The following is a 22,695-nucleotide window of genomic DNA, read 5'->3' as shown; positions in this document are numbered from 1 at the left end:
AGTGCGCAAGGCCCTCACCCGCAACCTGGAAGGCCGTGGCCAGGAAGACCGCAGCCACGAAGGCCGTGCCCTGAGGGCCGTACCCTGGACGCATGAGTACCGCCCCCGCCCCCGAGCCGCGCAAGCCCAAGCCCGCGCTGATCTTCGACGACCCGCTGGACCAGCAGTCCTCGGACGACACGGACCGCGGATGGGGCGAGCGGCCGGGCACCGACGGCGACAGCGCGGCCGACCTGAAACGCTTCCTCGACGAGAAGCCGCCCCACCACATCTGAGCCGTTACTGCCGGTTGTGCCCCGAGCCGCGCTGGGCGACCAGGGCGTCGCGGATCTCCTTGAGCACCTCCAGTTCGGTCACCTCGATGACCTCGTGGGTGCCCTCCTTCTCCTTGCGGCGGGCCTCCGCGCGGGCCAGGTACTTCGACATGGGCAGGACCATGAGGAAGTAGACGACGGCCGCGGTGATGACGAAGCTGAGGGTCGCGCCGAGCACCGAGCCCCACAGGATCCGGATGCCCTGTTCGCCCTCGCATGTCGAGCTCAGGCACGAGCTGTAGTGATCGAGGTTCTTGGTGCCGATCGCTCCGACCAGGGGGTTGATGATCCCCTTCACCACCGCGTTGACGATGTTGGTGAACGCGGCGCCGATCACCACCGCCACGGCCAGATCGACGACATTCCCGCGCATCAGGAAGGTCTTGAAGCCCTGCCAGACGCTCGGATCCTTCTTCTCGCTCACTCCGGAGCCACCCCTCGGACGCACACGTTGTGGAACAGACCGCTCCGCAACCTACGTCAGCGCCACGCCACCCTGTCCAGTCGCGGCTCAGCACAGCGTCACCGCCAGCCGTGCCGTCGCGCTCGCCCCCGCGAGGCGTGCCGCCGTGGACCGTGGCACCGAGAGCACGACCAGCGCCCCGCTCTCGCTCGCGGCGTCCAGAGGCTCCGGCACCTTCGTCACCCGGGCCCCGCGCGCGACCACCCGGGCGTCACCGCCCGTCGCGGTCTCCTCAGCGGCGATCACGTCGACCCGGTCACCGGGCCGCAGCAGCCGCACGGTGGCCCCGTCGGCGATCCGCACCGGCGCGGACACCCGCTCGACCGCCCGGTGCTGGCGTACCGGCTCCGGCACCGGATGCCCGCGCGCCCCGTCGGCCTCCCGGCCCGCCTCCCGCGGACCCGCCGCCACGAGCGCCGCCGCGGTCACGGCGAGCCCGGCCGCCACGGCCCGCCTGCGGTGCCGTACGAGCCGGCGCAGCGGATACCGCCCGCCCCGCACCCGCACCGGGGCGAAATGCGGCACCTCGCACGTGGCCGGAGCGTCCGGGCCCGGCGGGAGCGGAACAACCGGAGAGGACGAGGAGGGGAAGGACGAGGAGGACGGAGCAACGGACATGAGGACCACCACCTGCGACGACGGAACGGCTTGCGACGCCACGATGAGGCATTTCGCCGCCACCCGCTGAAGCCCGTGGACTACCGACCGGTTGTGGAAAACTCCCCCACCCGAACGAGGAGTTCCGCCCCCGAAAATCCCCCTACGGCAGCGCGAACCCCGGATCCATCCCACCCAGCGCCCCGGTGCACAGACAGTCCCGCTCCTCGTTCGCCGGCAGCGCGGCCACCGCGTCGAACAGCACGCCCCGCAGCCGGTCCACGTTCGCCGCGAACACCCGCAGCACCTCGTCGTGCGAGACGCCCTCGCCGGTCTCGGCGCCCGCGTCGAGGTCGGTGACCAGCGTCAACGACGTGTAGCAGAGCTCGAGTTCACGGGCGAGCGCCGCCTCGGGGTGGCCGGTCATGCCCACCACCGACCAGCCCTGAGCCTGGTGCCACAACGATTCGGCACGGGTCGAGAATCGCGGCCCCTCTATGACCACCAGGGTGCCGCCGTCCACCGGCTCCCAGTCCCGCCCGCGCGCCGCCTTCAGCGCGGCCGCCCGCCCGGTGGGGCAGTAGGGGTCGGCCAGGGAGACGTGCACCACGTTCGGCACGGTGCCGTCGGGCAGCGGCAGCCCGTCGAAGTAGGTCCCCGCCCGGGACTTCGTACGGTCGACCAACTGGTCCGGCACGAGCAGCGTGCCCGGCCCGTACTCGGGCCGCAGACCGCCCACCGCGCACGGGCCGAGGACCTGGCGCACACCGAGCGAGCGCAGCGCCCAGAGGTTGGCCCGGTAGTTGATCCGGTGCGGCGGCAGATGATGACCGCGGCCGTGCCGGGGCAGGAAGGCGACCCGCCGTCCGGCGATCTCGCCGAGGAAGAGGGAGTCGCTGGGCGGCCCGTAGGGGGTGTCCACCTGTATCTCGGTCACGTCGTCGAGGAACGAGTAGAAACCGGAGCCGCCGATCACGCCGAGTTCGACGTTCGCCTTGTTCGCCATGTCCGCACCCTAACCGGACCTTCACACGACGAGGACCCTGTCGCCGTACGACGACAGGGTCCCGCAAGCAGGGGTTACGCGGCGGAGCTGCTGGAGGAGGTGCCGGCGCTCGACGACTTCGAGTCCGAGGACGACGAAGAAGAGGACGACGAGTCGGACGAGGAGGACGTCGACGACTTGGACGACGCCGGCGAGCTGCTCGACGAGGCGCCGCGGCTGTCGTTGCGGTAGAAGCCGGAGCCCTTGAAGACGATGCCGACCGCGGAGAACACCTTCTTGAGGCGGCCCTGGCAGCTGGGGCACTCGGTCAGGGCGTCATCGGTGAACTTCTGCACCGCCTCGAGGCCCTCGCCACACTCGGTGCACTGGTACTGATAGGTGGGCACTGTCTTCCTCCTGGCACTCTCACTCGATGAGTGCTAACGACGAACCATAGTGACGTATTCCAGCCGCTCAGTCCACTGCCACCGGGACTCGGTGACCGACGCCACGTGCGACGGTACGGCCGCGGGGCCGTGCCACCAGCCGTGAGCGCAGCGCCACCAGGGTCACCAGGGCGAGCAGGGTCCCGCCCATCGGCACCAGGAACCCGGCACCGCCCCAGAAGCGGTCCTCCAGCTGCCCGGCGACCGTGACGGCGGCGGCCTGGCCGAGCGCCACCGCACCGGTGAGCCAGGTGAAGGCCTCCGTGCGGGCACCGGTCGGGACCAGGCCCTCGACCAGCGTGTACCCGGTGATCAGCGCGGGCGCGATGCACATGCCGACGAGCAGGCCGAGGCCGGCCAGGACGAGCACCGAGTGCGCGGCCCACAGGCCGGACGCGGCCAGCGCGAGGGCGGCGTATCCGATGACGAGGCGGCGCTGCGGGGCGACCTTCCACGCGATGGCGCCACAGGCGATGCCGGAGAGCATGTTGCCCGCGGCGAACGTGCCGTACAGGACGCCGTTCAGGCCGGGCTCGCCGATCGACTCGGTGAAGGCGGCCAGCGAGACCTGCATGCCGCCGAAGACGGAACCGATGCCGAGGAAGGTCACGATCAGCACGCGCACCCCGGGGATCCGCAGCGCGGAAGTGTGCTCCACGCGCGCGTGCCCGCCGACGGCGACCGAAGGCTGTGTGCTCTTCTGCGCGGCGAACAGCAGACCGCCCAGCAGAGTGAGCGCGGCCTCCGTCACCAGGCCGGCGGCCGGGTCGACGGCGGTGCACAGGGCGGTGGCCAGCAGCGGGCCGACGACGAAGGTCAGCTCGTCGGTGACCGACTCGAAGGCCGCGGCCGTCGTCATCAGGGGCGAGCCCTGGAGCTTCACGCCCCAGCGCGCCCGCACCATCGGCCCGACCTGCGGCACCGAGGCACCGGTCGGCACGGCCGCCGCGAACAGCGCCCACAGGGGAGCGTCGGCCAGGGCGAGCGCCGTCAGGGTCAGGCCGGACAGGACGTGCACCAGGACGCCGGGGATCAGGACGGCGCGCTGTCCGTAGCGGTCGGCGAGGCGGCCGCTGTACGGGGCGAACAGCGCCATGGAGACGCCGGTGACGGCCGCGGCGGCACCTGCCGCGCCGTACGAACCGGTGGTGTGCTGCACGAGCAGCACGATGGAGATGGTCAGCATCGCGAACGGCTGGCGTGCCGCGAAGCCGGGGAGCAGGAACGTCCAGGCGCCGCGGGTTCGCAGCAGCTGTCCGTATCCCGGGCGGGAAGAGGACGCCGAGTCCTTCGGCGCCTTCGACGTGGTGACCGTGGCCGCCACGGCCGTGCCTTTCTGCCGCCTGGTAGCGCGGCCCCTTCGGGTGGGGGGCGGCGCCGAGAGCTGTCCTCTTGCGCGGAACTGCGGTAGATACCGGCGCCCACGGTGAGGAAGGGCGTCCCGGCCGCCATACGGTCGCGCCAGCTCTGCGTCAGGCAGAGTTGGTTTGATCTGGGTGACGCCTGCATAGTACAGGGAGCAGCGCCTGCTGATCCTGTGAAACCGAGCACCATCCGGCGCTTCACCTGCGATTAAAGCGCCCCCAAGGCCCGTGGGCCCGTCAGACGGACCCGTTCGTCCCCAGCCACCCGGCCAGCTTGCCCCCGGCGCCCACGGCGCGCAGCCGGCGCTCGGCGGCGTCACGAACCGGGTCCGTGGCGACCACGAGCAGTTCGTCCCCGAGCCGCAGGACCGTCGTCGGCAGCGGAACGAACGATTTTCCGTCGCGGACGACGAGAGTGACCGCGGCTCCGGCGGGCAGCCGCAGCTCGTTGATCTCGACGCCGTGCATCTTCGAGCCCTCGGGGATCGCGAAGGACAGCAGGTGCCCGCGCAGCCGCTCCAGGGGCGCCGACTCGATGCCGAGGTCGGCGGCCTCCGGGCCCCGGCCGAGGTCCAGCGTGCGGCCGAGCCAGGGCAGCGTCGGCCCCTGGACCAGGGTGTAGACGACGACCAGCACGAAGACGATGTTGAAGATGCGGCGACTGTCCTCGACACCGCCCACCATCGGGATCGTCGCCAGGATGATGGGCACGGCGCCGCGCAGCCCCGCCCAGGACATCAGCGCCTGCTCCCGCCAGGGGACGCGGAACGGCGTCAGGCACACGACGACGCTCAGCGGGCGCGCCACCATGGTCAGCGCCAGCCCGATGAGGAGCGCGGGCACGATGTCGTCGCCCAGCTCGTGCGGGGTGACCAGCAGGCCGAGGAGGACGAACATGCCGATCTGCGCGATCCAGCCGAGCCCGTCGGCGAACCCGCGGGTGGCGGGCCAGTGCGGCAGCTTGGCGTTGCCCATCATCATCGAGGCGAGATAGACGGCCAGGAAGCCGCTGCCGTGCGCCATCGCGCCGGCCGCGTACGCGGTGACGGCGATGGCCATGACGGCGATCGGATAGAGACCCGAGGCGGGCAGCGCCACATGCCGCAGACCCCAGGAGCCCAGCCAGCCCACCGCGATGCCGATGGCCGCACCGATGGCCAGCTCCAGTGCTATCTCGCCCGCCAGCACGTACCAGTGCTCGATCGGGCCGTGCTCGGAGAAGGCGACCACCAGGATGACCACAGGGGCGTCGTTGAAGCCGGACTCGGCCTCCAGAGTGCCCGTCACGCGCGCGGGCAGCGGGATCTTGCGCAGGACGGAGAACACCGCCGCGGCGTCGGTCGAGGAGACGACCGCCCCGATGATGAGCGCCTGCCGCCACTCCAGCCCGACCAGGTAGTGCGCGGCCGCCGCCGTGACCCCGACGCTCACCGTGACGCCGGCCAGCGCCAGCGCGGACGCGGCCGGCAGGGCGGGCTTGATCTCCTTCCACTTCGTGCCCAGACCACCTTCGGCCAGGATCACGACCAGCGCCGCATACCCGATGACCTGGGTCAGCTCGGCGTCGTCGAAGCGGATGCCGCCGATGCCGTCCTGGCCCATGAGCACGCCGATGCCCAGGTACACGAGCAGGCTGGGGAGCCCGCTGCGCGAGGAGATCCGGACCGCTGCGACGGCGACGAGCAGGACGAGCGAGCAGACGAGCAGGAGCTGGTTGAGGTCGTGGACAGTCAGCGGCTGTTCCCTTTCCCTGGCCCGCGCGCAAGCGCGCGTGGGTCACGTACATAGGACACGAAGTGGCGGTTCTCCGCACCCAACTACTTCGTTACCTTACCTAACTCTTGACGATTTCTTGACACTCCGAGAGGCATGATCGAACGTCCGTCCGCGCTGGTTCACCACTCCGCGTCAAGTGGGACCGGGCCCTGCGCCTATGGTTGCTCCAGCGCTCATTCAAAAGGACAGCCGGCCCTGCCGCTCGCGTTAGGACAGCAAGGACAGCGATGCCCCCCAATACCACCGCCTCCACGGGTCAGCAGCCCGGCAAGTCCGGCAGGAAGAAGGGGCGCAAAGCCCGTCTGATCGTCCTCGTCCTGGTGCTGGCCGTGATCGCAGGCGTCACCGGCGGTGCCTACTGGTCCATCAGTACCGTCCGCGCCTCCTTCCCGCAGACCAAGGGCTCGCTCACGCTCGACGGCCTGTCCGGGCCCGTCGACGTCAAGCGCGACGGCTACGGCATCCCGCAGATCTACGCCTCCTCCGACGAGGACCTGTTCATGGCGCAGGGCTACGTCCAGGCGCAGGACCGGTTCTACGAGATGGACGTGCGCCGCCACATGACCTCCGGGCGCCTGTCGGAGATGTTCGGCAAGAGCCAGGTCGACAACGACGAGTTCCTGCGCACCCTGGGCTGGGACCGCATCGCGCAGCAGGAGTACGACAAGACGCTGTCGGCCTCCACCAAGAAGTACCTCCAGGCCTACGCCAAGGGCGTCAACGCCTACCTGGACGGCAAGGAGGGCAAGGACATCTCCCTGGAGTACGCCGCCCTCGGCTTCACCAACGACTACAAGCCGGAGAAGTGGACCCCGGTCGACTCGGTCTCCTGGCTCAAGGCGATGGCCTGGGACCTGCGCGGCAACATGCAGGACGAGATCGACCGCGCCCTGATGACCAGCCGCCTCGGCCCCAAGGAGATCGCGGACCTGTACCCGCAGTACCCGTACAGCCGCAACAAGACGATCGTCCAGGCGGGTCAGTACGACGAGATCACCAAGACGTTCGAGCAGAGCGGCTCCACGTCCACCGCGGGCTCGTCCACCGCCGGCTCCACGGGCGGCACGGCGGGCACGGCCTCCTCCTCGGGCACCGCCGGCCTGCAGAGCCAGCTGGCGGGGCTGCAGAACGTCCTGGACGACCTGCCCACGGCCGTCGGCGTGAACGGCAACGGCATCGGCTCCAACTCCTGGGTGGTCTCCGGGAAGCACACCATCACCGGCAAGCCCCTGCTGGCCAACGACCCGCACCTGTCGGCGTCGCTGCCGTCCGTCTGGTACCAGATGGGCCTGCACTGCCGCACGGTCTCCAGCAAATGCCAGTACGACGTCACCGGCTACACCTTCGCGGGCATGCCCGGCGTGATCATCGGCCACAACCAGAACATCGCCTGGGGCATGACCAACTCCGGCGTCGACGTCACCGACCTCTACCTGGAGAAGCTCTCCGGCGACGGTTACCAGCTCGACGGCAAGACGGTGCCCTTCGAGACGCGCGAGGAGACCATCAAGGTCGCAGGCGGCGAGCCCAAGAAGATCGTCGTCCGCGAGACGAACAACGGCCCCCTGCTGTCCGACCGCAGCTCCGAGCTGGTGAAGGTCGGCAAGAAGGCCACCGTCGACACCGCCGCCCCCGACCGTGGCGACGGCTACGGCATCGCGCTGCGCTGGACCGCGCTGGACCCGGGCACCTCCATGGACGCCGTCTTCGCCATGGACAGGGCGGCGGACTGGAACGACTTCCGTGCCGCGGCGACCCTGTTCGACGTGCCCTCGCAGAACCTGATCTACGCCGACACCGAGGACCACATCGGCTACACGCTGCCGGGAAAGATCCCCACGCGCGCGAAGGGCTACGACGGCTCCGTCCCGGCGCCGGGCTGGGACTCCAGGTCCCGCTGGACCGGCTACATCGACGACGACGAGCTGCCGTACGAGTACAACCCGGCCCGCGGCTACATCGTCACCGCCAACCAGGCGGTGATCGACAAGGACAAGTACCCCTACACGCTCACCACGGACTGGGGCTACGGCACCCGCAGCCAGCGCATCACCGACCTGATCCAGTCGAAGATCGACGACGGCGGCAAGATCTCCACCGACGACATGCGCCAGATGCAGCTCGACAACAGCAGCGAGATCGCCAAGCTGCTCGTGCCCCAGCTGCTGAAGATCGACATCGACGACAAGGACGTCCGGCACGCGAAGGACGTCCGGGACGCACAGGAGCTCCTGGAGGGCTGGGACTACACCCAGGACGCCGACTCGGCGGCGGCGGCCTACTTCAACTCGGTCTGGCGCAACATCCTCAAGCTCGCCTTCGGCAACAAGCTGCCCAAGGAGCTGCGGGTCAAGGGCCAGTGCCTGTTGGTCGACCCGGTCAACACCACCGGCCCCGCGGACGAGACGCAGAAGGTGCGCGAGTGCGGTGAGCGCGACGCCGACCAGGCGCAGCCGGACGGAGGCGACCGCTGGTTCGAGGTCGTGCGCAGCCTCGTGGACGACGAGGACAGCGACTGGTGGAGCACGCCGAAGTCGGGCAACCGCCCCGGGGCCACCGACCGCGACCAGCTGTTCAAGCGGGCCATGATCGACGCCCGCTGGGAGCTGACCGCCAAGCTCGGCAAGGACATCGACACCTGGAGCTGGGGCCGACTGCACCGCCTGTTCCTGAAGAACCAGACCCTCGGCACCGAGGGCCCCGGTTTCCTCCAGTACGCCCTCAACCGCGGCCCCTGGAAGCTCAGCGGCGGCGAGGCCACGGTCAACGCCACCGGCTGGAACGCCGCGGGCGGCTACGGCGTCGTCTGGGTGCCGTCGATGCGGATGGTGGTCAACCTCGGCGACCTCGACAAGTCGAAGTGGATCAACCTCACCGGTGCCTCCGGGCACGCCTACAACGCCCACTACACCGACCAGACGGACAAGTGGGCCGACGGCGAACTGCTCGACTGGTCCTTCTCCGACGGCGCGGTCGACGAGAGCACGAGCGACACCCTGGTGCTCAGGCCGTGACCCGGTGACGGCGGACAGCTGGAAGGGCCCTCCACGCGCGCGTGGAGGGCCCCTTCGCCGCAGGGGCGTGGCTCACGCCTCCCCGCCCTTCCCGAAGCGGCGGACACCCGACGGCGTCACCACGGCGTGCACGGGCCGGTCGTGTGGCTCCTCGGGAACGCGCTCGACGACCTCGGAGTCGTACAGCAACACCACGAGCGCGGGCCGGACGCCCGCGCGTTCGAGCCGGGCCAGGACGCGGTCGTACGATCCCCCGCCGCGCCCCAGGCGCATCCCGCGCGCGTCGACCGCCAGGCCCGGCAGCAGCACGACGTCGGCGTCGGTCACGGCATCCGGGCCGAGGCGTTCGCCGCTCGGCTCGAAGAGGGCCATCCTGCCGCCGTGTTGGACCCGGGCGAGGGAGTCCTCCCCGGCGTAGGCGCCCCAGTCGAGGTCGTTGTCGGGCAGGAGCGCGGGAAGCAGGACGCGCACGCCCCGCGCGCGCAGTGCGTCCAGCAGCGCGAGCGTGCCGGGTTCGCTGCCCACGGAGACGTACGCCGCCACCGTGCGCGCCTGCGCCAACTCGGGCAGCTCCAGTGCCCGCTCGGCCAGCGCGGTCGCCGATGCCCGCACGTCATCCGCCGTCAACCTGCTTCTCACCGCGAGGAGCTCTCGCCGCAACATTCGCTTGTCAGTGTCGCCCGGACGTCCGATGTGACTCACCAGTCGCTTCCCGTACCCTTCCCAATGCGCTCATATGAGAGCCAAATAACCGGAGCCTCAGATTCCCTACAAAGGCACCGGATAAGGTGGCGGGCATGACTCAGTCGCACCCTCGGATCAGCAAGGCTGTCATCCCCGCAGCGGGCCTCGGTACCCGCTTCCTGCCGGCCACCAAAGCCACTCCCAAGGAGATGCTGCCGGTCGTCGACAAGCCGGCGATCCAGTACGTGGTCGAAGAGGCCGTCTCCGCCGGTCTCGACGACGTCCTCATGATCACGGGCCGCAACAAGCGCCCGCTGGAGGACCACTTCGACCGCAACTACGAGCTGGAATCGGCCCTCCAGAAGAAGGGCGACGCCGGCCGGCTCGCGAAGGTGCAGGAGTCCAGCGACCTCGCCACCATGCACTACGTGCGCCAGGGCGACCCCAAGGGCCTCGGCCACGCCGTGCTGTGCGCCGCCCCGCACGTCGGCCACGAGCCCTTCGCCGTCCTGCTCGGCGATGACCTGATCGACCCGCGCGACCCGCTGCTCAAGCGGATGGTCGAGGTGCAGGAGCAGCGCGGCGGCAGCGTCATCGCGCTGATGGAGGTCGCGCCCGAGCAGATCCACCTCTACGGCTGTGCGGCCGTGGACCCCACCGAGGACAGCGACGTCGTCAAGGTGCACGACCTCGTCGAGAAGCCGGCCGCGGCCGACGCACCGTCCAACTACGCCATCATCGGCCGCTACGTCCTCGACCCGGCCGTCTTCGACATACTGCGCAAGACCGAGCCGGGCCGCGGCGGTGAGATCCAGCTCACCGACGCCCTCCAGCAGCTCTCGCAGGACGAGAAGGTCGGCGGCCCGGTGCACGGCGTCGTCTTCAAGGGCCGCCGCTATGACACCGGTGACCGTGGCGACTATCTGCGTGCCATTGTCAGACTCGCATGCGAACGTGAAGACCTGGGCCCGGACTTCCGGGCCTGGCTTCGCAGTTACGTAGCCGAGGAGATGTAGCGATTTGAGCACCGCCGCGCCCCGCCCCGCCGACCAGGACCACCTCTGGTCGGTGGACGAACACCTGGAGGACATCCTCGCGACCGTCCGCCCCCTCGAACCCATCGAGCTGCAACTGCTCGACGCCCAGGGCTGTGTCCTGGTCGACGACGTCACGGTGCCGGTCTCCCTGCCGCCGTTCGACAACAGCTCCATGGACGGGTACGCGGTGCGGGTCGCGGATGTCGCGGGCGCGAGCGAGGAGTTCCCCGCCGTCCTGGAGGTCGTCGGGGACGTCGCGGCGGGCCAGGCCGGACTGCTCCAGGTGGGCCCCGGCCAGGCCGCCCGCATCATGACCGGTGCCCCGCTGCCGCCCGGCGCCGAGACCGTCGTTCCGGTGGAGTGGACCGACGGGGGCCTCGGCGAGGGCCCGGTGACCGGGATGCGCGCACGCAGCCTGGCCCCCGAGGGCGCCCACGGCGAGGTGCACGTGTACCGGTCGGCCGAGGCACGCGCGCATGTGCGGGCGAAGGGCAGCGACGTGAAGGCGGGCGACCGGGCGCTCGAAGCCGGTACGGTCCTCGGCCCGCCGCAGATCGCCCTGCTCGCCGCGATCGGCCGCGGCACGGTGCGCGTGCGCCCGCGCCCGCGCGTGGTCGTCCTGTCCACCGGCAGCGAGCTCGTCCAGCCCGACGAGGACCTGGGCAGCGGCCAGATCTACGACTCCAACAGCTTCGCCCTCACCGCCGCCGCCCGGGACGCCGGCGCCATCGCCTACCGCGTGGGCGCCGTCGCCGACGACGCCGAGACGCTCCGCAACACCATCGAGGACCAGCTCGTGCGCGCCGACCTCATGGTCACCACCGGCGGCGTGAGCGTCGGGGCGTACGACGTCGTCAAGGAGGCGCTGTCCCACGTCGGCGACGAGGACGAGGCCGGCAGCGGCGTCGAGTTCCGCAAGCTCGCCATGCAGCCCGGCAAGCCCCAGGGCTTCGGCTCCATCGGCCCCGACCACATCCCCCTGCTCGCGCTGCCGGGCAACCCGGTGTCGTCGTACGTCTCCTTCGAACTGTTCGTGCGCCCCGCGATCCGCACGCTCATGGGCCTTCAGGACGTCCACCGGCCCCGGACCACCGCGACGCTCACCGCGGACAAGGCGCTGACCTCGCCCAAGGGCCGCAGACAGTTCCTGCGCGGGACGTACGCCGACGGTGAGGTGCGGCCGATCGGCGGCGCCGGATCCCATCTGATCGCCGCCCTCGCGCACGCCGACGCGCTGATCGTGGTCCCCGAGGACGTGGAGAGCGTCGAGCCCGGTGCCGAGGTCGAGGTGGTCCTGCTCGGCTGAGCGGCCCTGGTTGGCGGTACCGTGTCGCGCACACAAGGCCCGTGCGCCGCACCGCGACGGGCCCGGACCGGGAGCGCCACACCAGCATGACTGAGCCTTCCCGGGGGGAGACCCCCGGATCCCCTGCGCAGGACCCACTCACCCAGGACCGACTGACGCATATCGACGAGGCGGGCGCCGCCCGCATGGTCGACGTGTCCGGCAAGGACGTGACCGCGCGCACCGCCCGCGCCAGCGGACGCGTCCTCGTCTCACCCCGCGTGATCGAGCTGCTGCGCGGCGAGGGGGTGCCCAAGGGTGACGCCCTCGCCACCGCGCGTATCGCCGGCATCATGGGCGCCAAGCGCACCCCCGATCTCATCCCGCTGTGCCACCCGCTCGCGGTGTCCGGTGTGAAACTGGACCTGTCGGTCGCGGACGACGCCGTGGAGATCCTGGCCACGGTGAAGACGACGGACCGCACGGGTGTCGAGATGGAAGCCCTCACCGCGGTCTCCGTCGCCGCGCTCACCGTGATCGACATGGTGAAGGCGGTCGACAAGGGAGCGGTCATCACGGACGTACGGGTCGAGGAGAAGACGGGCGGCAAGTCGGGCGACTGGAGCCGGGCATGACGTATCGCGCTCTAGTGGTCACCGCCTCCAACAGGGCCGCCGCCGGCGTCTACGAGGACAAGGGCGGTCCGCTGATCGCCGACGGCCTGAGGAGGTTCGGCTTCGACGTCGAGGGACCGCAGGTCGTGCCCGACGGAGACCCGGTCGGGGCCGCCCTGCGCGCCGGTGTCGACGCCGGGTACGACGTCATCGTGACCACGGGCGGCACCGGTATCTCGCCGACCGACCGCACGCCCGAGGCGACCCGTGCGGTGATCGACTACGAGGTGCCGGGCATTCCGGAGGCGATCAGGGCGTTCGGACGGGACAAGGTGCCGACGGCGGCGCTGTCCCGGGGGCTCGCCGGAGTCGCCGGGCGCACGTTGATCATCAACCTGCCCGGCTCCAGCGGCGGGGTGAAGGACGGCCTGGCCGTCCTGGAATCGCTCCTGACCCACGCCGTCGACCAGATCCGCGGCGGTGACCACCCCAGACCGAGCAGTGGGGGTGCGAGCTGAACAGCCCATCCTGGCCCGTCGTGCTGCGGGACGGCGACGTCGTCCTGAGGCCGATAAAGATGCGCGACCAACGGGCCTGGCGCGAGGTCAACCGGCGCAACCGCGACTGGCTGCGCCCCTGGGAGGCGACGATTCCGCCGCCCACGCCCAGCGGGCCGATCGCACACCGGCCGACCTACCGCCAGATGGTCCGGCATCTGCGGTCCGAGGCGAACGCGGGCCGGATGCTGCCGTTCGTCATCGAGTACCAGGGGCGGCTGGTCGGGCAGTTGACGGTCGCCGGGATCACCTGGGGCTCGATGTGTTCGGGGCACGTCGGTTACTGGGTGGACGAGGCGGTGGCAGGGCGCGGGGTGATGCCGACCGCCGTGGCGCTCGTCGTGGACCACTGTTTCCGGACCGTCGGTCTGCACCGCATCGAGGTCTGCATTCGCCCCGAGAACGCGCCCAGCCGCCGGGTCGTGGAGAAACTCGGATTCCGTGCGGAGGGGCTGCGTCCGCGTTATCTCCACATCGACGGAGCCTGGCGGGACCATCTCGTCTTCGCGCTCACGGCGGAAGAGGTGCCGGAAGGGTTGCTCGGCCGCTGGCACCGGGCACGCTCTCAGCAGACTCCGCGTACGAACCCGCAGAACACCCAGGGGAATCCCGCGTAGCGCGGAAGTCGCCCCGACAGTAGCCCCGGAAATTGAATAAGTGTTCGAAATTGATCGCCGGATGACCGGCTCGGGGCATTAAATTCGCGCCCTCGGTGGGCTGCTGATCGCATCGGTCACAAAAAAAGTTCGAAATATCAGCCAGATCGTGCGACACACCGGCTCAATTGGCAGATGGCCTCACGCAAACCCCTCTACCGTGTGAGGCGTGAGCAGCAGCGGCCTCATCTACGCAGTCATTGTCGGGGCCTGGGCCGCCTACCTGGTGCCGATGTGGCTCCGTAGGCAGGACGAGCTGAACGAGGCCCGTCCGACGGAACGCTTCAGCACAGCCATCCGGTTGCTGTCCGGACGGGCGGGGATGGAGCGCCGGTACGCCAAGGACCTGCGCGCGCGCTCCACCGACGAGGGGGAGCCCAGCGCCGTTGACCCGGGCGACGTCACCGAGTCGGTGGACGTCCGGGCCTTCGCCGTGCCTCCGACCCGTCCGCAGACCCAGGTGACGGTCCAGGCGCAGGCGCCGGGACGCCCGGAGTCGGTGCCGGAACAGGCGTCCAGACCGGCACCCGAACGCGGCACGGCATCCGCGCCCGAACCGGGCCTCGGCTCGGCACCCAAGGCGCGGGGGCGCGTGCCCGCCGCCCGGCGCTCGCCCTCGGAGGAGGCGGCCGCGGCACGCGCCCGGCGCTCCAAGGTGCTCGCCCGCCGCCGGCGCACCACCGTCGTCCTCTTCCTCGCCTTCACCCTCGGCGCGGTCGTCGCCGCGGTCGGCGGGCTCGCGTTCCTGTGGGCGCCCGGCGTTCCCGCCGTGCTGCTCAGCGGGTACATCGCCTACCTGCGCTCCCAGGAGCGCCGCCGCTTCGCCTACCAGATGGACCGGCGCCGCGCCGAGGCCGCCGCGCAGCGGCTGCGTGAGCACGCGCGCCAGTCGCGCCGGCGCGGCGGCGCCGACGGCGGTGACGGCATCGACGAGCCCGACGAGGGGCCCGAACCAGGCACCGACACCGGGCTGTCCGCCCTCGCCGCGGACCGGCGTGCCCTCGTCGAGCAGACGGACCACGCCGAGTGGGTCGACCAGCAGCGCGAGCGGCAGCGGCGGCCCGGGCACGGCGACAGCTGGGACCCGGTCCCGGTGCCGCTGCCGACGTATGTGACCGCACCGGTCGCTCCGCGGGCCACCTCCGACGTGGATCTCGGGGCGCCGGACGCCTGGAGCTCCGCCCGGTCGAGCTCCGTCGCGCGGGACCGCGACGCGGGCGCCGACGCCGGGGACGGTGCCGCACGGGGCGCGGAGCCGGCGGACACGGCGCGCGACGAGGAGAAGACCGAAGGGGACGGCCGCGGCGACGCCCGCCCCCACGGTCGAATCCGCTCCCGCGGGGGGAACCCCACGGCCGCTTCCGCCCGCCGGGCCCGCGAGCGGGGCCGTACGCCACTGTTCGACCAGTACGAGGACGGCGACCGGCCCCGAGCGGCGAACGAGTAGCCGACGGCCCCCTGGCGGCCCGGGCGCCCGACCAGGAACGGATTTCCAAGCAGGCCGATCGGGGTGCTAAAGTTTCACTCGTTGCAAGGGCCTGTGGCGCAGTCCGGTAGCGCACCTCGTTCGCATCGAGGGGGCCAGGGGTTCAAATCCCCTCAGGTCCACCGCAACGACTTTCCAAGGGAACTTGGGGAGTTGGCGAGATCCCGTCCGATCGGTTGATCGGGCGGGATCTTTCGTTGTGCCCAAGGGGCGGCGGCTTGAGGGGGAGTGTGGAGAAGGTCACCGCAGAGTTACCGTCCCGGCGCGCGGCGCCCCTGCGGACAGCGGCCTTCCGGCGGTACATGACCGCCAGTCTGATCTCCGCCACCGGATCGGCGATGGCGCCCCTCGCGCTCGCGTACTCCGTGATCGACCAGGGCGGCGGAACCCGGGCCCTCGGTGTGGTACTCGCCACGAACACCGTTCCGATCGTCGTCTTCCTCCTCGTCGGCGGAGTGCTCGCCGACCGTGTGTCCCGGAGCCGGCTGCTCTTCCTCGGCAACCTGCTGGCAGCCACCGCCCAAGGAGCGCTCGCGGCCACCGTCGCCACCGGCCACGCCACGACCGCCTCCATCGCGGTCTGCGGTTTCGTCTCGGGAACGGCGGTGGCCTTCACCGTGCCCGCCGCTCACGGAGCCGTGGCCCAGATCGTGCCCGCGGACCAGTTGCAGCAGGCCAACGCCCTGCTCAGGCTGCCCGACAACGCGGTCAAGGTGCTCGGACCGGCCCTCGGCGGAGTCGTCGTCGCGGTCAGCGGACCGGCCTGGGCGCTGGCCTGGGACGCGCTCACCTTCGCCGTCGCCGCCGTCCTGCTGCTCGGGCTGCGCCTGGACGCGCCGGTCGCCGTCGCCAGTGCGCTGAGCGATCTGCGCAAGGGATGGGCCGGCTTCTGGTCGCGGACCTGGCTGTGGACCTATACGGCGGCCGGAACCGTCCTCGTCGCCGCCTGGCTGGCCGGGTTCCAGTTGCTCGGGCCCGTCGTCGCGGCCGAGCGGTACGCGGGGGCGCGTGACTGGGGGCTGGTGCAGGGCGCGTTCGCGGCGGGGCTGCTGGCCGGGACCGTGGTGTGCCTGCGCTGGCGGCCGTACCGGCTGCTCGCGGTGGCCGTCGTGGCCTGCCTGCCGCTCGCCGGGCCGCTGCTCGCCCTGGGGTACGGACTGCCGCTGCCCTGGGTGCTGTTGGCCACGCTGCTCGCAGGCATCGCGCTGGACGTCTCGGTCGTCGCGTGGACGTCCGCCTTCCAACAGCATGTGCCGAAGGGCGAGTTGGGGCGCATGAGCGCGTTCAACGGCGTGGGGGAGCGGCTGGCGATCCCCCTCGGCTACCTGCTGACCGCGCTCGCGGCCGGCGTATGGGACAACCGGACGGTGCTGGTGGCCTGCGCCGCTCTGGTCGTGGCCGCAGCCGTCCTCAACCTCTGCGTACGGGACGTGTATCGCATCAACGCACTGCGGAACTGACCGCTCACAGCGCCTTGGCGTAACACAGGCTCAGCTCGTGGAAGCGGTAGTAGCCGAACTTCTCGCACGGCTCGTACCCGCTGGACGTGTACAGCGCCACCGCCTCCGGCTGCTTGGACCCGGTCTCCAGCACCATGCGCCTGCGGCCCGCCGCCCGCGCGTCCTCCTCCAGCGCGGCCAGAATGCGCCTGGCCAGGCCCCGCCCGCGCATCTGCTCGATCACGTACATGCGCTTGATCTCGGCGTCCCCGTCCCGGTTGCCCTCGCCGTTCTCGTCCTGTGTGCGCCAGCCGCCGGAGGCCACGGGGGTGCCGAGCCCGTCGTACGCGATCAGGTACAGGCCGTTCGGCGCCTCGAAGTCCGCCGGGTCCATGGGCGTGGCATCGCCGCCGTCGCCGTAGCGGACGCCGTACTCGGCCTGGACCTGGTCGTTGAGCTTGACGGCGTCGGGGTGGTCGAAGGAGACGCGACGTATATGCATGCTAGGTACCGTATATCAATTCAAGATCAAGGGGTTCCAGAATCGGACAACGTCCAGTGTGCCGGTATCGTGCCCGGGTGCTCACTGTGACCTCTGTGAATGTGAACGGGCTGCGCGCCGCCGCGAAGAAGGGCTTCGTGGAGTGGCTCGCCGGTACGCAAGCCGATGTGCTGTGCCTGCAGGAGGTGCGCGCGGAGCCGCAGCAACTGCCCGAGGCCGTCCGCACGCCCGACGGCTGGCACGTCGTGCACGCGCCCGCCGCCGCCAAGGGCCGGGCCGGCGTCTCCCTCTACACCCGCCGTGAGCCCGACCGCATCCAGGTCGGCTTCGGGTCGACCGAGTTCGACGGCAGCGGGCGTTACGTCGAGGCCGACCTGCCGGGTGTGACGGTCGCCTCGCTCTACCTCCCCTCCGGCGAGGTCGGCACCGAGCGGCAGGACGAGAAGGTCCGCTTCATGGGCGAGTTCCTGGCCTACCTGAAGGACCTGCGCGAACGCGCCGCCGCCGACGGCCGCGAGGTCCTCGTCTGCGGCGACTGGAACATCGCCCACCAGCAGGCCGACCTGAAGAACTGGCGTGGCAACACCAAGAACTCCGGGTTCCTGCCGGAGGAGCGGGAGTGGCTCACGCGGGTCTTCGACGCGGTCGACGGGGGGTACGTCGACGTCGTGCGGGCGCTGCATCCGGACACCGAGGGACCGTACTCGTGGTGGTCGTATCGCGGGCGCGCCTTTGACAACGACACCGGCTGGCGCATCGACTACCACGCTGCGACGCCGGGTCTCGCCGACAAGGCCCTCAAGGGGTATGTCGAGCGCGCGGCCACGCATGCCGAGCGCTGGTCGGACCACGCGCCCGTCACGGTGGTCTACGACCGCTAGTCCCGCTCGCTCTGTTTCCGCAGCCGGCGGTCCAGTGCCAGCGACAGCTCCGCCTCCACCACGCTCCGGGCGAGGGGACGAAGTCGCTGGAGGTCGTCCTCGCCGGCGTGGCGCAGGACCAGGTCGGCGAACATCTCTGCCAGGGCGTCCACGTGTTCGCGGACGCGTCTGCCCGCTGCCAGGACCTCCGCGAGCGGGATGCCTTCGCGGACCAGGGCCGAGGAGACGTCCAGGAGGCGGCGGCTGATGTGGACGATCTCGTCGCCGTCGGTGCCGAGGTAGCCGAGGTCCAGGGCGGCGGCGAGGTTCTCGGGGGTGACCTGGCCCTCGAAGCGGGCGGCGAGTTCCTCGGGGGTGAGGCGGACGGGTTCTTCCTCCGAGGGGGGCTCCACGCCCAGCAGGTCGGCGACGTCGCGGCCGTGGTCGAGGGCTTCGGCCAGTTCCGCGATGCCGGTGAGGGTGTGGCCGCGCTCCAGCAGGGCCGCGATGGTGCGCAGGCGGGCCAGGTGATGGTCGTCGTACCAGGCGATACGGCCCTCGCGGCGGGGCGGCGGGATCAGCTTGCGTTCGCGGTAGAAGCGCAGGGTGCGCACCGTGATGCCGGCCAGGCGGGCCAGCTCTTCCATGCGGTACTCACGCTTCTCGGTCACCCCGGAACCTTAATTCGTACCGACGGTAACTTTCCTCGCCCGCCCCCTACCGGTCGGTACGGACCTCCTCTACTCTCCCCATTGCGCCAGTGTTCACTGGCATGGTTCCAGGTTCCGGGTGAAGCATGGAGGCACAGGCATGGCCGAACGCGAACATGTGCGGGTCGCGGTGGTCGGGTCCGGGTTCGGCGGGCTGGGGGCCGCCGTGCGGCTGCGACGCGAGGGCGTCACCGACTTCGTCGTCCTGGAGCGGGCCGACAGCGTCGGCGGCACCTGGCGGGACAACAGCTATCCGGGGTGCGCGTGCGATGTGCCGTCCCATCTGTACTCGTTCTCCTTCGCGCCCAATCCCGACTGGCCGCGCACCTTCTCCGGGCAGGAGCACATCCGCGCGTATCTGGAGCATGTCGCGGACGTCTTCCGGCTGCGTCCCCACATCCGCTTCGACTCGGAGGTGAAGCGGATGACCTGGAACGGGGAGCGGCTGTGCTGGGACATCGAGACGGCGAGCGGGGAGCTCTCGGCCGACCTCGTCGTCTCCGCCACCGGGCCGCTGTCCGACCCCAAGATTCCGGACATCCCGGGGCTGGACTCCTTCCCCGGCAAGGTCTTCCACTCCGCCCGCTGGGACCACGACTACGACCTGCGCGGCAAGCGCGTCGCCATGGTCGGCACCGGCGCCTCCGCCATCCAGATCGTGCCGTCCATCCAGCCCGAGGTCGAGCGGCTCACGCTGTTCCAGCGCACGCCACCGTGGGTCATGCCCCGCATCGACCGGGCGATCAGCGGCGCCGAGCGCGCCCTGCACCGGGCCCTGCCCTTCACCACCCAGCTGCGCCGCGGACTGCTGTGGGGCATCCGGGAGTTGCAGGTCCAGGCGTTCACCAAGCATCCCAACGAGCTGGGACTCGTCGAGCAGTTGGCGAAGCGGAACATGGGCCGTTCCATCAAGGACCCCGCCCTGCGCGCCAAGCTGACTCCCGACTACCGCATCGGCTGCAAGCGGATCCTGCTGAGCAGTGAGTACTACCCCGCGCTCGCCCAGAGCAATGTGGACCTCGTGGCCGGCGGTCTCAGCGAGGTCCGCGGCTCCACGCTGGTCGCGGCCGACGGCACCGAGGCCGAGGTCGACGCGATCATCTTCGGCACCGGGTTCCGCGTCACCGACATGCCCATCGCCGAGCGGGTCGTGGGCGCGGAGGGGAGGACTCTCGCCGAGGTGTGGAAGGGCGGGATGGAGGCCCTGAGGGGCGCCTCCGCGGCCGGGTTCCCGAACTGGATGACCATCATCGGGCCCAACACGGGGCTCGGGAACTCGTCCATGATCCTGATGATCGAGTCCCAGCTGAACTACATGGCCGACTTCGTACGGCAGTTGAACGTCCTGGGCGGTCGCGTGGCCCTCGACGCGCGGCCGAGCGCCGTGGCCGCCTGGAACCGGCGGGTGCAGGAACGCATGAAGCGGACGGTGTGGAACACGGGCGGCTGCACGAGTTGGTACCTCGACGCGAACGGCCGTAACACCACCATCTGGCCCGGTACGACCTCCGAGTTCCGGCGTGCCACGCGGCGGGTGGATCTCGCCGAGTACGCCGTCGTCCGAGCGTCCGCCACGCAGGACGAGCAGGACGAGCAGATCAAGCAGGTCAAGCAGAACAAGAAAGACAACGAAGACAAGGAAAGCGCCGAGGTGACCGCGTGAGCCGTCTCATGCATGTGAAGTCCGGGCCGTACGCCCCGCCCGCCCCCACCCGCGAGCTCACCGCCGTCTCCGCCGACGGCGCCCGGCTGCACATAGAGGTGCACGGCCCCGAGGACGCGCCCGCCGTCGTCCTCGCGCACGGCTGGACCTGCTCGACCGCCTTCTGGGCGGCGCAGATACGGGACCTGGCCGCCGATCACCGGGTCATCGCCTACGACCAGCGCGGCCACGGACGCAGCCCCGCGAGCCCGGCCTGCAGCGCCGACGCGCTCGCCGACGACCTCGAAGCCGTACTGAAGGCGACCCTCGCGCCCGGTGAGAAGGCCGTGATCGCCGGGCACTCCATGGGCGGCATGACGGTGATGGCCGCCGCCGCGCGCCCGGGGTTCCAGGAGCATACGGCCGCCGTCCTGCTGTGCAGCACGGGCGCCTCGCGGCTGGTCGTCGAGTCCACGGTCGTACCCCTGCGTCCCGGGCGGCTGCGGACCTGGCTGACCAAGCACATCCTCGGGTCGCGCGCGCCGCTCGGGCCGGTCACGCCCGTCGCCCGGGCGATCCTCAAGTACGCGACCATGGGCCCCGCTTCGGCCCCGCACATGGTCGAGGCGTGCGCGCGGATCGTGCACGCGTGCCCGCGCAAGGTGCGGTACGCCTGGTCGCAGGTGCTCGACCTGCTCGATCTCGACCACGGCGTACGGCAGTTGGCGGCGCCGACCGCGGTCATCGTCGGCACGGCCGACCGGCTGACCCCGCCGGTGCACGCCCGCTCGCTGGCGGCCGCGCTGCCGAACTGCCTCGGGGTCACCGAACTGCCCGGCCTCGGGCACATGACGCCGGTCGAGGCTCCCGAGCTGGTGACCGGGTGGATACGGGAGCTCGTCACGACGTACGCGCAGGAGCGGGCGTATCCGCAGGCCGACACGTATCCGCAGGCCGACACGTACACGCAGGTCAAGGAGGGCGCATGAGCCGGGTGAGCCTCGAAGGACAGGTCGCCGTCGTCACCGGGGCGGCGCGGGGCGTCGGTGAGCTGCTCGCCCGCAAGCTCTCCGCGCGTGGTGCGAGCGTGGCGCTCGTCGGGCTGGAACCGGACGAGCTCAAGCAGGTCTCCGAGCGACTGCACGGCGACAGCGACCACTGGCACGCCGATGTGACGGACCACGAGGCGATGGCCCAGGTGGCGCGGGAGGTGAAGGAGCGCTTCGGGAAGGTCGACATCGTCGTGGCCAACGCGGGTGTCGCCACCGGGGGGCCGTTCGTGGACTCCGACCCGGAGGCGTGGCGGCGGGTCATCGAGGTCAACCTCATCGGGTCGGCCGTGACGGCACGCGCGTTCCTGCCGGCGCTGATGGAGAGCCGGGGGTACCTGCTGCAGATCGCCTCGCTGGCCGCCATCACTCCGGCGCCCATGATGACCGCGTACTGCGCGTCCAAGTCGGGGGTGGAGGCGTACGCGCACAGTCTGCGGGCGGAGGTCGGCTACAAGGGCGTCCGGGTGGGGGTCGGTTACCTGTCCTGGACCGACACCGACATGGTGCGCGGGGCCGATCAGGACGACGTCATGCGGGAGTTGAGGAAGCGGCTGCCCTGGCCGTCCAACAAGACGTATCCGCTGGGGCCGGCGGTCGACCGGATCGTGGCCGGGATCGAGCGGCGCTCCAGCCATGTGTACGGGCAGTGGTGGCTGCGCGGGATGCAGGGTGTGCGCGGGTATCTGCCGGGGATCATCGGGACCGTCGGGCAGCGGGAGATGCGGCGGTTCGCGGATCGGCTGGAGGGGATGCGGACGGGGCTGGTCGGGGCGGGTGGCGCCGCCGATGAGCAGGAGCGGAGCGGGCACGCTACGCCGCGTAACTGATCGACATGCGCAGGGTTATCGCCCGTGTGAATCTGGTCGAGGCCCCACCGAGGGGCCAATCCCCGACCCACTACGGGAGTGAACCCACATGGGCATGAAGGACCAGTTCCAGGAGAAGTCCGAGCGGCTGCAGGAGCAGGCGCGGCAGAAGGCGCAGCAGGCGCGCGAGCGTGGCCGTCAGCGGGACCGTGACGAGGACCCTGAGCGGTCGTCGCTCCGTGAGGACGAGGAGCGTTTCGACGAGGACTACGACCGGTAGCCTGCCGCTGCGCTTGGCTTGAGCCGTGCCGCTGCGCTCGGCTTGAGCCGATGAACGCGGGGTGCCCCCTGTTTGGTGGGGTGCCCCGCGTTTGCGCTGTTGTTGGGGGTTCGTTGTTCGGTGCGG

At 70.8% G+C, this 22,695-nt stretch carries 23 protein-coding genes and 1 tRNA gene; 15 read left to right on the top strand and 9 right to left on the bottom strand.

Annotation, left to right across the window (positions count from 1 at the left end):
• Nucleotides 1-92 precede the first annotated feature (92 nt).
• Entirely contained in the window at nucleotides 93-275 is a 183-nt protein-coding gene (locus ACQEV2_RS17985; RefSeq protein ID WP_433041990.1) for a hypothetical protein, read from the top strand.
• 4 nt (nucleotides 276-279) lie between these two features.
• Here the strand turns inward: ACQEV2_RS17985 and mscL are convergent, their stop codons facing one another.
• The 6 genes from mscL to ACQEV2_RS17955 all read right to left on the bottom strand — a co-directional run bounded on the left by mscL (nucleotide 280) and on the right by ACQEV2_RS17955 (nucleotide 5,903).
• The gene (gene mscL / locus ACQEV2_RS17980) at nucleotides 280-738 is read right to left on the bottom strand and encodes a large conductance mechanosensitive channel protein MscL (RefSeq protein ID WP_433041987.1); all 459 of its coding nucleotides are present in this window, start codon (nucleotides 736-738) and stop codon (nucleotides 280-282) included.
• A gap of 87 nt (nucleotides 739-825) precedes the next feature.
• Entirely contained in the window at nucleotides 826-1,395 is a 570-nt protein-coding gene (locus tag ACQEV2_RS17975) for a hypothetical protein (RefSeq protein ID WP_433041984.1), read from the bottom strand.
• A gap of 142 nt (nucleotides 1,396-1,537) precedes the next feature.
• A complete protein-coding gene (locus ACQEV2_RS17970) occupies nucleotides 1,538-2,380 on the bottom strand; it encodes an S-methyl-5'-thioadenosine phosphorylase (RefSeq protein ID WP_433041981.1) in 843 nt (280 codons plus the stop codon).
• 74 nt (nucleotides 2,381-2,454) lie between these two features.
• Complete coding sequence (locus ACQEV2_RS17965) at nucleotides 2,455-2,766, bottom strand: FmdB family zinc ribbon protein (RefSeq protein ID WP_433041978.1); 312 nt, start codon at nucleotides 2,764-2,766, stop codon at nucleotides 2,455-2,457.
• Nucleotides 2,767-2,833: 67 nt separating this feature from the next.
• Entirely contained in the window at nucleotides 2,834-4,129 is a 1,296-nt protein-coding gene (locus tag ACQEV2_RS17960) for an MFS transporter (RefSeq protein WP_433041975.1), read from the bottom strand.
• 277 nt (nucleotides 4,130-4,406) lie between these two features.
• Nucleotides 4,407-5,903: a potassium/proton antiporter gene (locus ACQEV2_RS17955; RefSeq protein ID WP_433054542.1), complete on the bottom strand. Its 1,497-nt coding sequence runs from the start codon at nucleotides 5,901-5,903 to the stop codon at nucleotides 4,407-4,409.
• A gap of 269 nt (nucleotides 5,904-6,172) precedes the next feature.
• Between ACQEV2_RS17955 and ACQEV2_RS17950 the strand changes: the two genes are divergently transcribed.
• A complete protein-coding gene (locus tag ACQEV2_RS17950) occupies nucleotides 6,173-8,959 on the top strand; it encodes a penicillin acylase family protein (protein WP_433041972.1) in 2,787 nt (928 codons plus the stop codon).
• A gap of 72 nt (nucleotides 8,960-9,031) precedes the next feature.
• Here the strand turns inward: ACQEV2_RS17950 and ACQEV2_RS17945 are convergent, their stop codons facing one another.
• A complete protein-coding gene (locus tag ACQEV2_RS17945) occupies nucleotides 9,032-9,622 on the bottom strand; it encodes a 5-formyltetrahydrofolate cyclo-ligase (protein WP_433041969.1) in 591 nt (196 codons plus the stop codon).
• Between the two features lie 134 nt (nucleotides 9,623-9,756).
• Here ACQEV2_RS17945 and galU point away from each other — a divergent pair, with 134 nt between their 5' ends.
• The 8 genes from galU (at nucleotide 9,757) to ACQEV2_RS17905 (ending at nucleotide 16,738) form a co-directional block, all read left to right on the top strand.
• The gene (galU, locus tag ACQEV2_RS17940) at nucleotides 9,757-10,659 is read left to right on the top strand and encodes a UTP--glucose-1-phosphate uridylyltransferase GalU (RefSeq protein WP_433041966.1); all 903 of its coding nucleotides are present in this window, start codon (nucleotides 9,757-9,759) and stop codon (nucleotides 10,657-10,659) included.
• Between the two features lie 4 nt (nucleotides 10,660-10,663).
• Entirely contained in the window at nucleotides 10,664-11,986 is a 1,323-nt protein-coding gene (gene glp, locus ACQEV2_RS17935; protein WP_433041963.1) for a molybdotransferase-like divisome protein Glp, read from the top strand.
• A gap of 86 nt (nucleotides 11,987-12,072) precedes the next feature.
• On the top strand, nucleotides 12,073-12,600 hold the full coding sequence (gene moaC, locus ACQEV2_RS17930) for a cyclic pyranopterin monophosphate synthase MoaC (protein WP_433041960.1): 528 nt from the start codon (nucleotides 12,073-12,075) through the stop codon (nucleotides 12,598-12,600).
• Nucleotides 12,597-13,097 carry a MogA/MoaB family molybdenum cofactor biosynthesis protein gene (locus ACQEV2_RS17925; RefSeq protein WP_433041957.1) on the top strand — a complete coding sequence of 167 codons (501 nt, stop codon included), beginning with the start codon at nucleotides 12,597-12,599 and terminating at the stop codon, nucleotides 13,095-13,097. The genes moaC and ACQEV2_RS17925 overlap by 4 nt, the downstream gene beginning before the upstream one ends.
• A gap of 20 nt (nucleotides 13,098-13,117) precedes the next feature.
• Nucleotides 13,118-13,753 (top strand): GNAT family N-acetyltransferase, encoded by a 636-nt coding sequence (locus tag ACQEV2_RS17920; RefSeq protein ID WP_433041954.1) that lies wholly within the window; start codon nucleotides 13,118-13,120, stop codon nucleotides 13,751-13,753.
• A gap of 208 nt (nucleotides 13,754-13,961) precedes the next feature.
• The gene (gene sepX / locus ACQEV2_RS17915) at nucleotides 13,962-15,239 is read left to right on the top strand and encodes a divisome protein SepX/GlpR (RefSeq protein ID WP_433041951.1); all 1,278 of its coding nucleotides are present in this window, start codon (nucleotides 13,962-13,964) and stop codon (nucleotides 15,237-15,239) included.
• Between the two features lie 87 nt (nucleotides 15,240-15,326).
• A tRNA-Ala gene (locus ACQEV2_RS17910) sits at nucleotides 15,327-15,400 on the top strand.
• 108 nt (nucleotides 15,401-15,508) lie between these two features.
• On the top strand, nucleotides 15,509-16,738 hold the full coding sequence (locus ACQEV2_RS17905) for an MFS transporter (protein ID WP_433054539.1): 1,230 nt from the start codon (nucleotides 15,509-15,511) through the stop codon (nucleotides 16,736-16,738).
• 4 nt (nucleotides 16,739-16,742) lie between these two features.
• On the opposite strand, the gene ACQEV2_RS17900 is transcribed toward ACQEV2_RS17905, so the two are convergent.
• A complete protein-coding gene (locus ACQEV2_RS17900; RefSeq protein ID WP_433041948.1) occupies nucleotides 16,743-17,219 on the bottom strand; it encodes a GNAT family N-acetyltransferase in 477 nt (158 codons plus the stop codon).
• Between the two features lie 77 nt (nucleotides 17,220-17,296).
• Here ACQEV2_RS17900 and ACQEV2_RS17895 point away from each other — a divergent pair, with 77 nt between their 5' ends.
• On the top strand, nucleotides 17,297-18,100 hold the full coding sequence (locus tag ACQEV2_RS17895) for an exodeoxyribonuclease III (protein WP_433041945.1): 804 nt from the start codon (nucleotides 17,297-17,299) through the stop codon (nucleotides 18,098-18,100).
• On the opposite strand, the gene ACQEV2_RS17890 is transcribed toward ACQEV2_RS17895, so the two are convergent.
• Nucleotides 18,097-18,726: a MerR family transcriptional regulator gene (locus tag ACQEV2_RS17890; RefSeq protein ID WP_433054536.1), complete on the bottom strand. Its 630-nt coding sequence runs from the start codon at nucleotides 18,724-18,726 to the stop codon at nucleotides 18,097-18,099. The genes ACQEV2_RS17895 and ACQEV2_RS17890 overlap by 4 nt on opposite strands.
• A 163-nt stretch (nucleotides 18,727-18,889) precedes the next feature.
• On the opposite strand from ACQEV2_RS17890, the gene ACQEV2_RS17885 reads away from it, so the two are divergent.
• The 4 genes from ACQEV2_RS17885 (at nucleotide 18,890) to ACQEV2_RS17870 (ending at nucleotide 22,569) form a co-directional block, all read left to right on the top strand.
• Entirely contained in the window at nucleotides 18,890-20,452 is a 1,563-nt protein-coding gene (locus ACQEV2_RS17885; protein ID WP_433041942.1) for a flavin-containing monooxygenase, read from the top strand.
• Nucleotides 20,449-21,420: an alpha/beta fold hydrolase gene (locus ACQEV2_RS17880; protein ID WP_433041939.1), complete on the top strand. Its 972-nt coding sequence runs from the start codon at nucleotides 20,449-20,451 to the stop codon at nucleotides 21,418-21,420. Before ACQEV2_RS17885 ends, ACQEV2_RS17880 begins: the two co-directional genes overlap by 4 nt.
• On the top strand, nucleotides 21,417-22,310 hold the full coding sequence (locus tag ACQEV2_RS17875) for an SDR family oxidoreductase (protein WP_433041936.1): 894 nt from the start codon (nucleotides 21,417-21,419) through the stop codon (nucleotides 22,308-22,310). The genes ACQEV2_RS17880 and ACQEV2_RS17875 overlap by 4 nt, the downstream gene beginning before the upstream one ends.
• A gap of 88 nt (nucleotides 22,311-22,398) precedes the next feature.
• Entirely contained in the window at nucleotides 22,399-22,569 is a 171-nt protein-coding gene (locus ACQEV2_RS17870) for a hypothetical protein (protein ID WP_433041933.1), read from the top strand.
• The last annotated feature ends 126 nt before the right edge of the window (nucleotides 22,570-22,695 follow it).

This window comes from Streptomyces sp. CA-251387, from assembly GCF_050936625.1.
GTDB lineage: Bacteria > Actinomycetota > Actinomycetes > Streptomycetales > Streptomycetaceae > Streptomyces.
The sequence above is the reverse complement of the archived record's forward strand: the minus strand, read 5'-3'. Positions and strand labels throughout refer to the sequence as shown.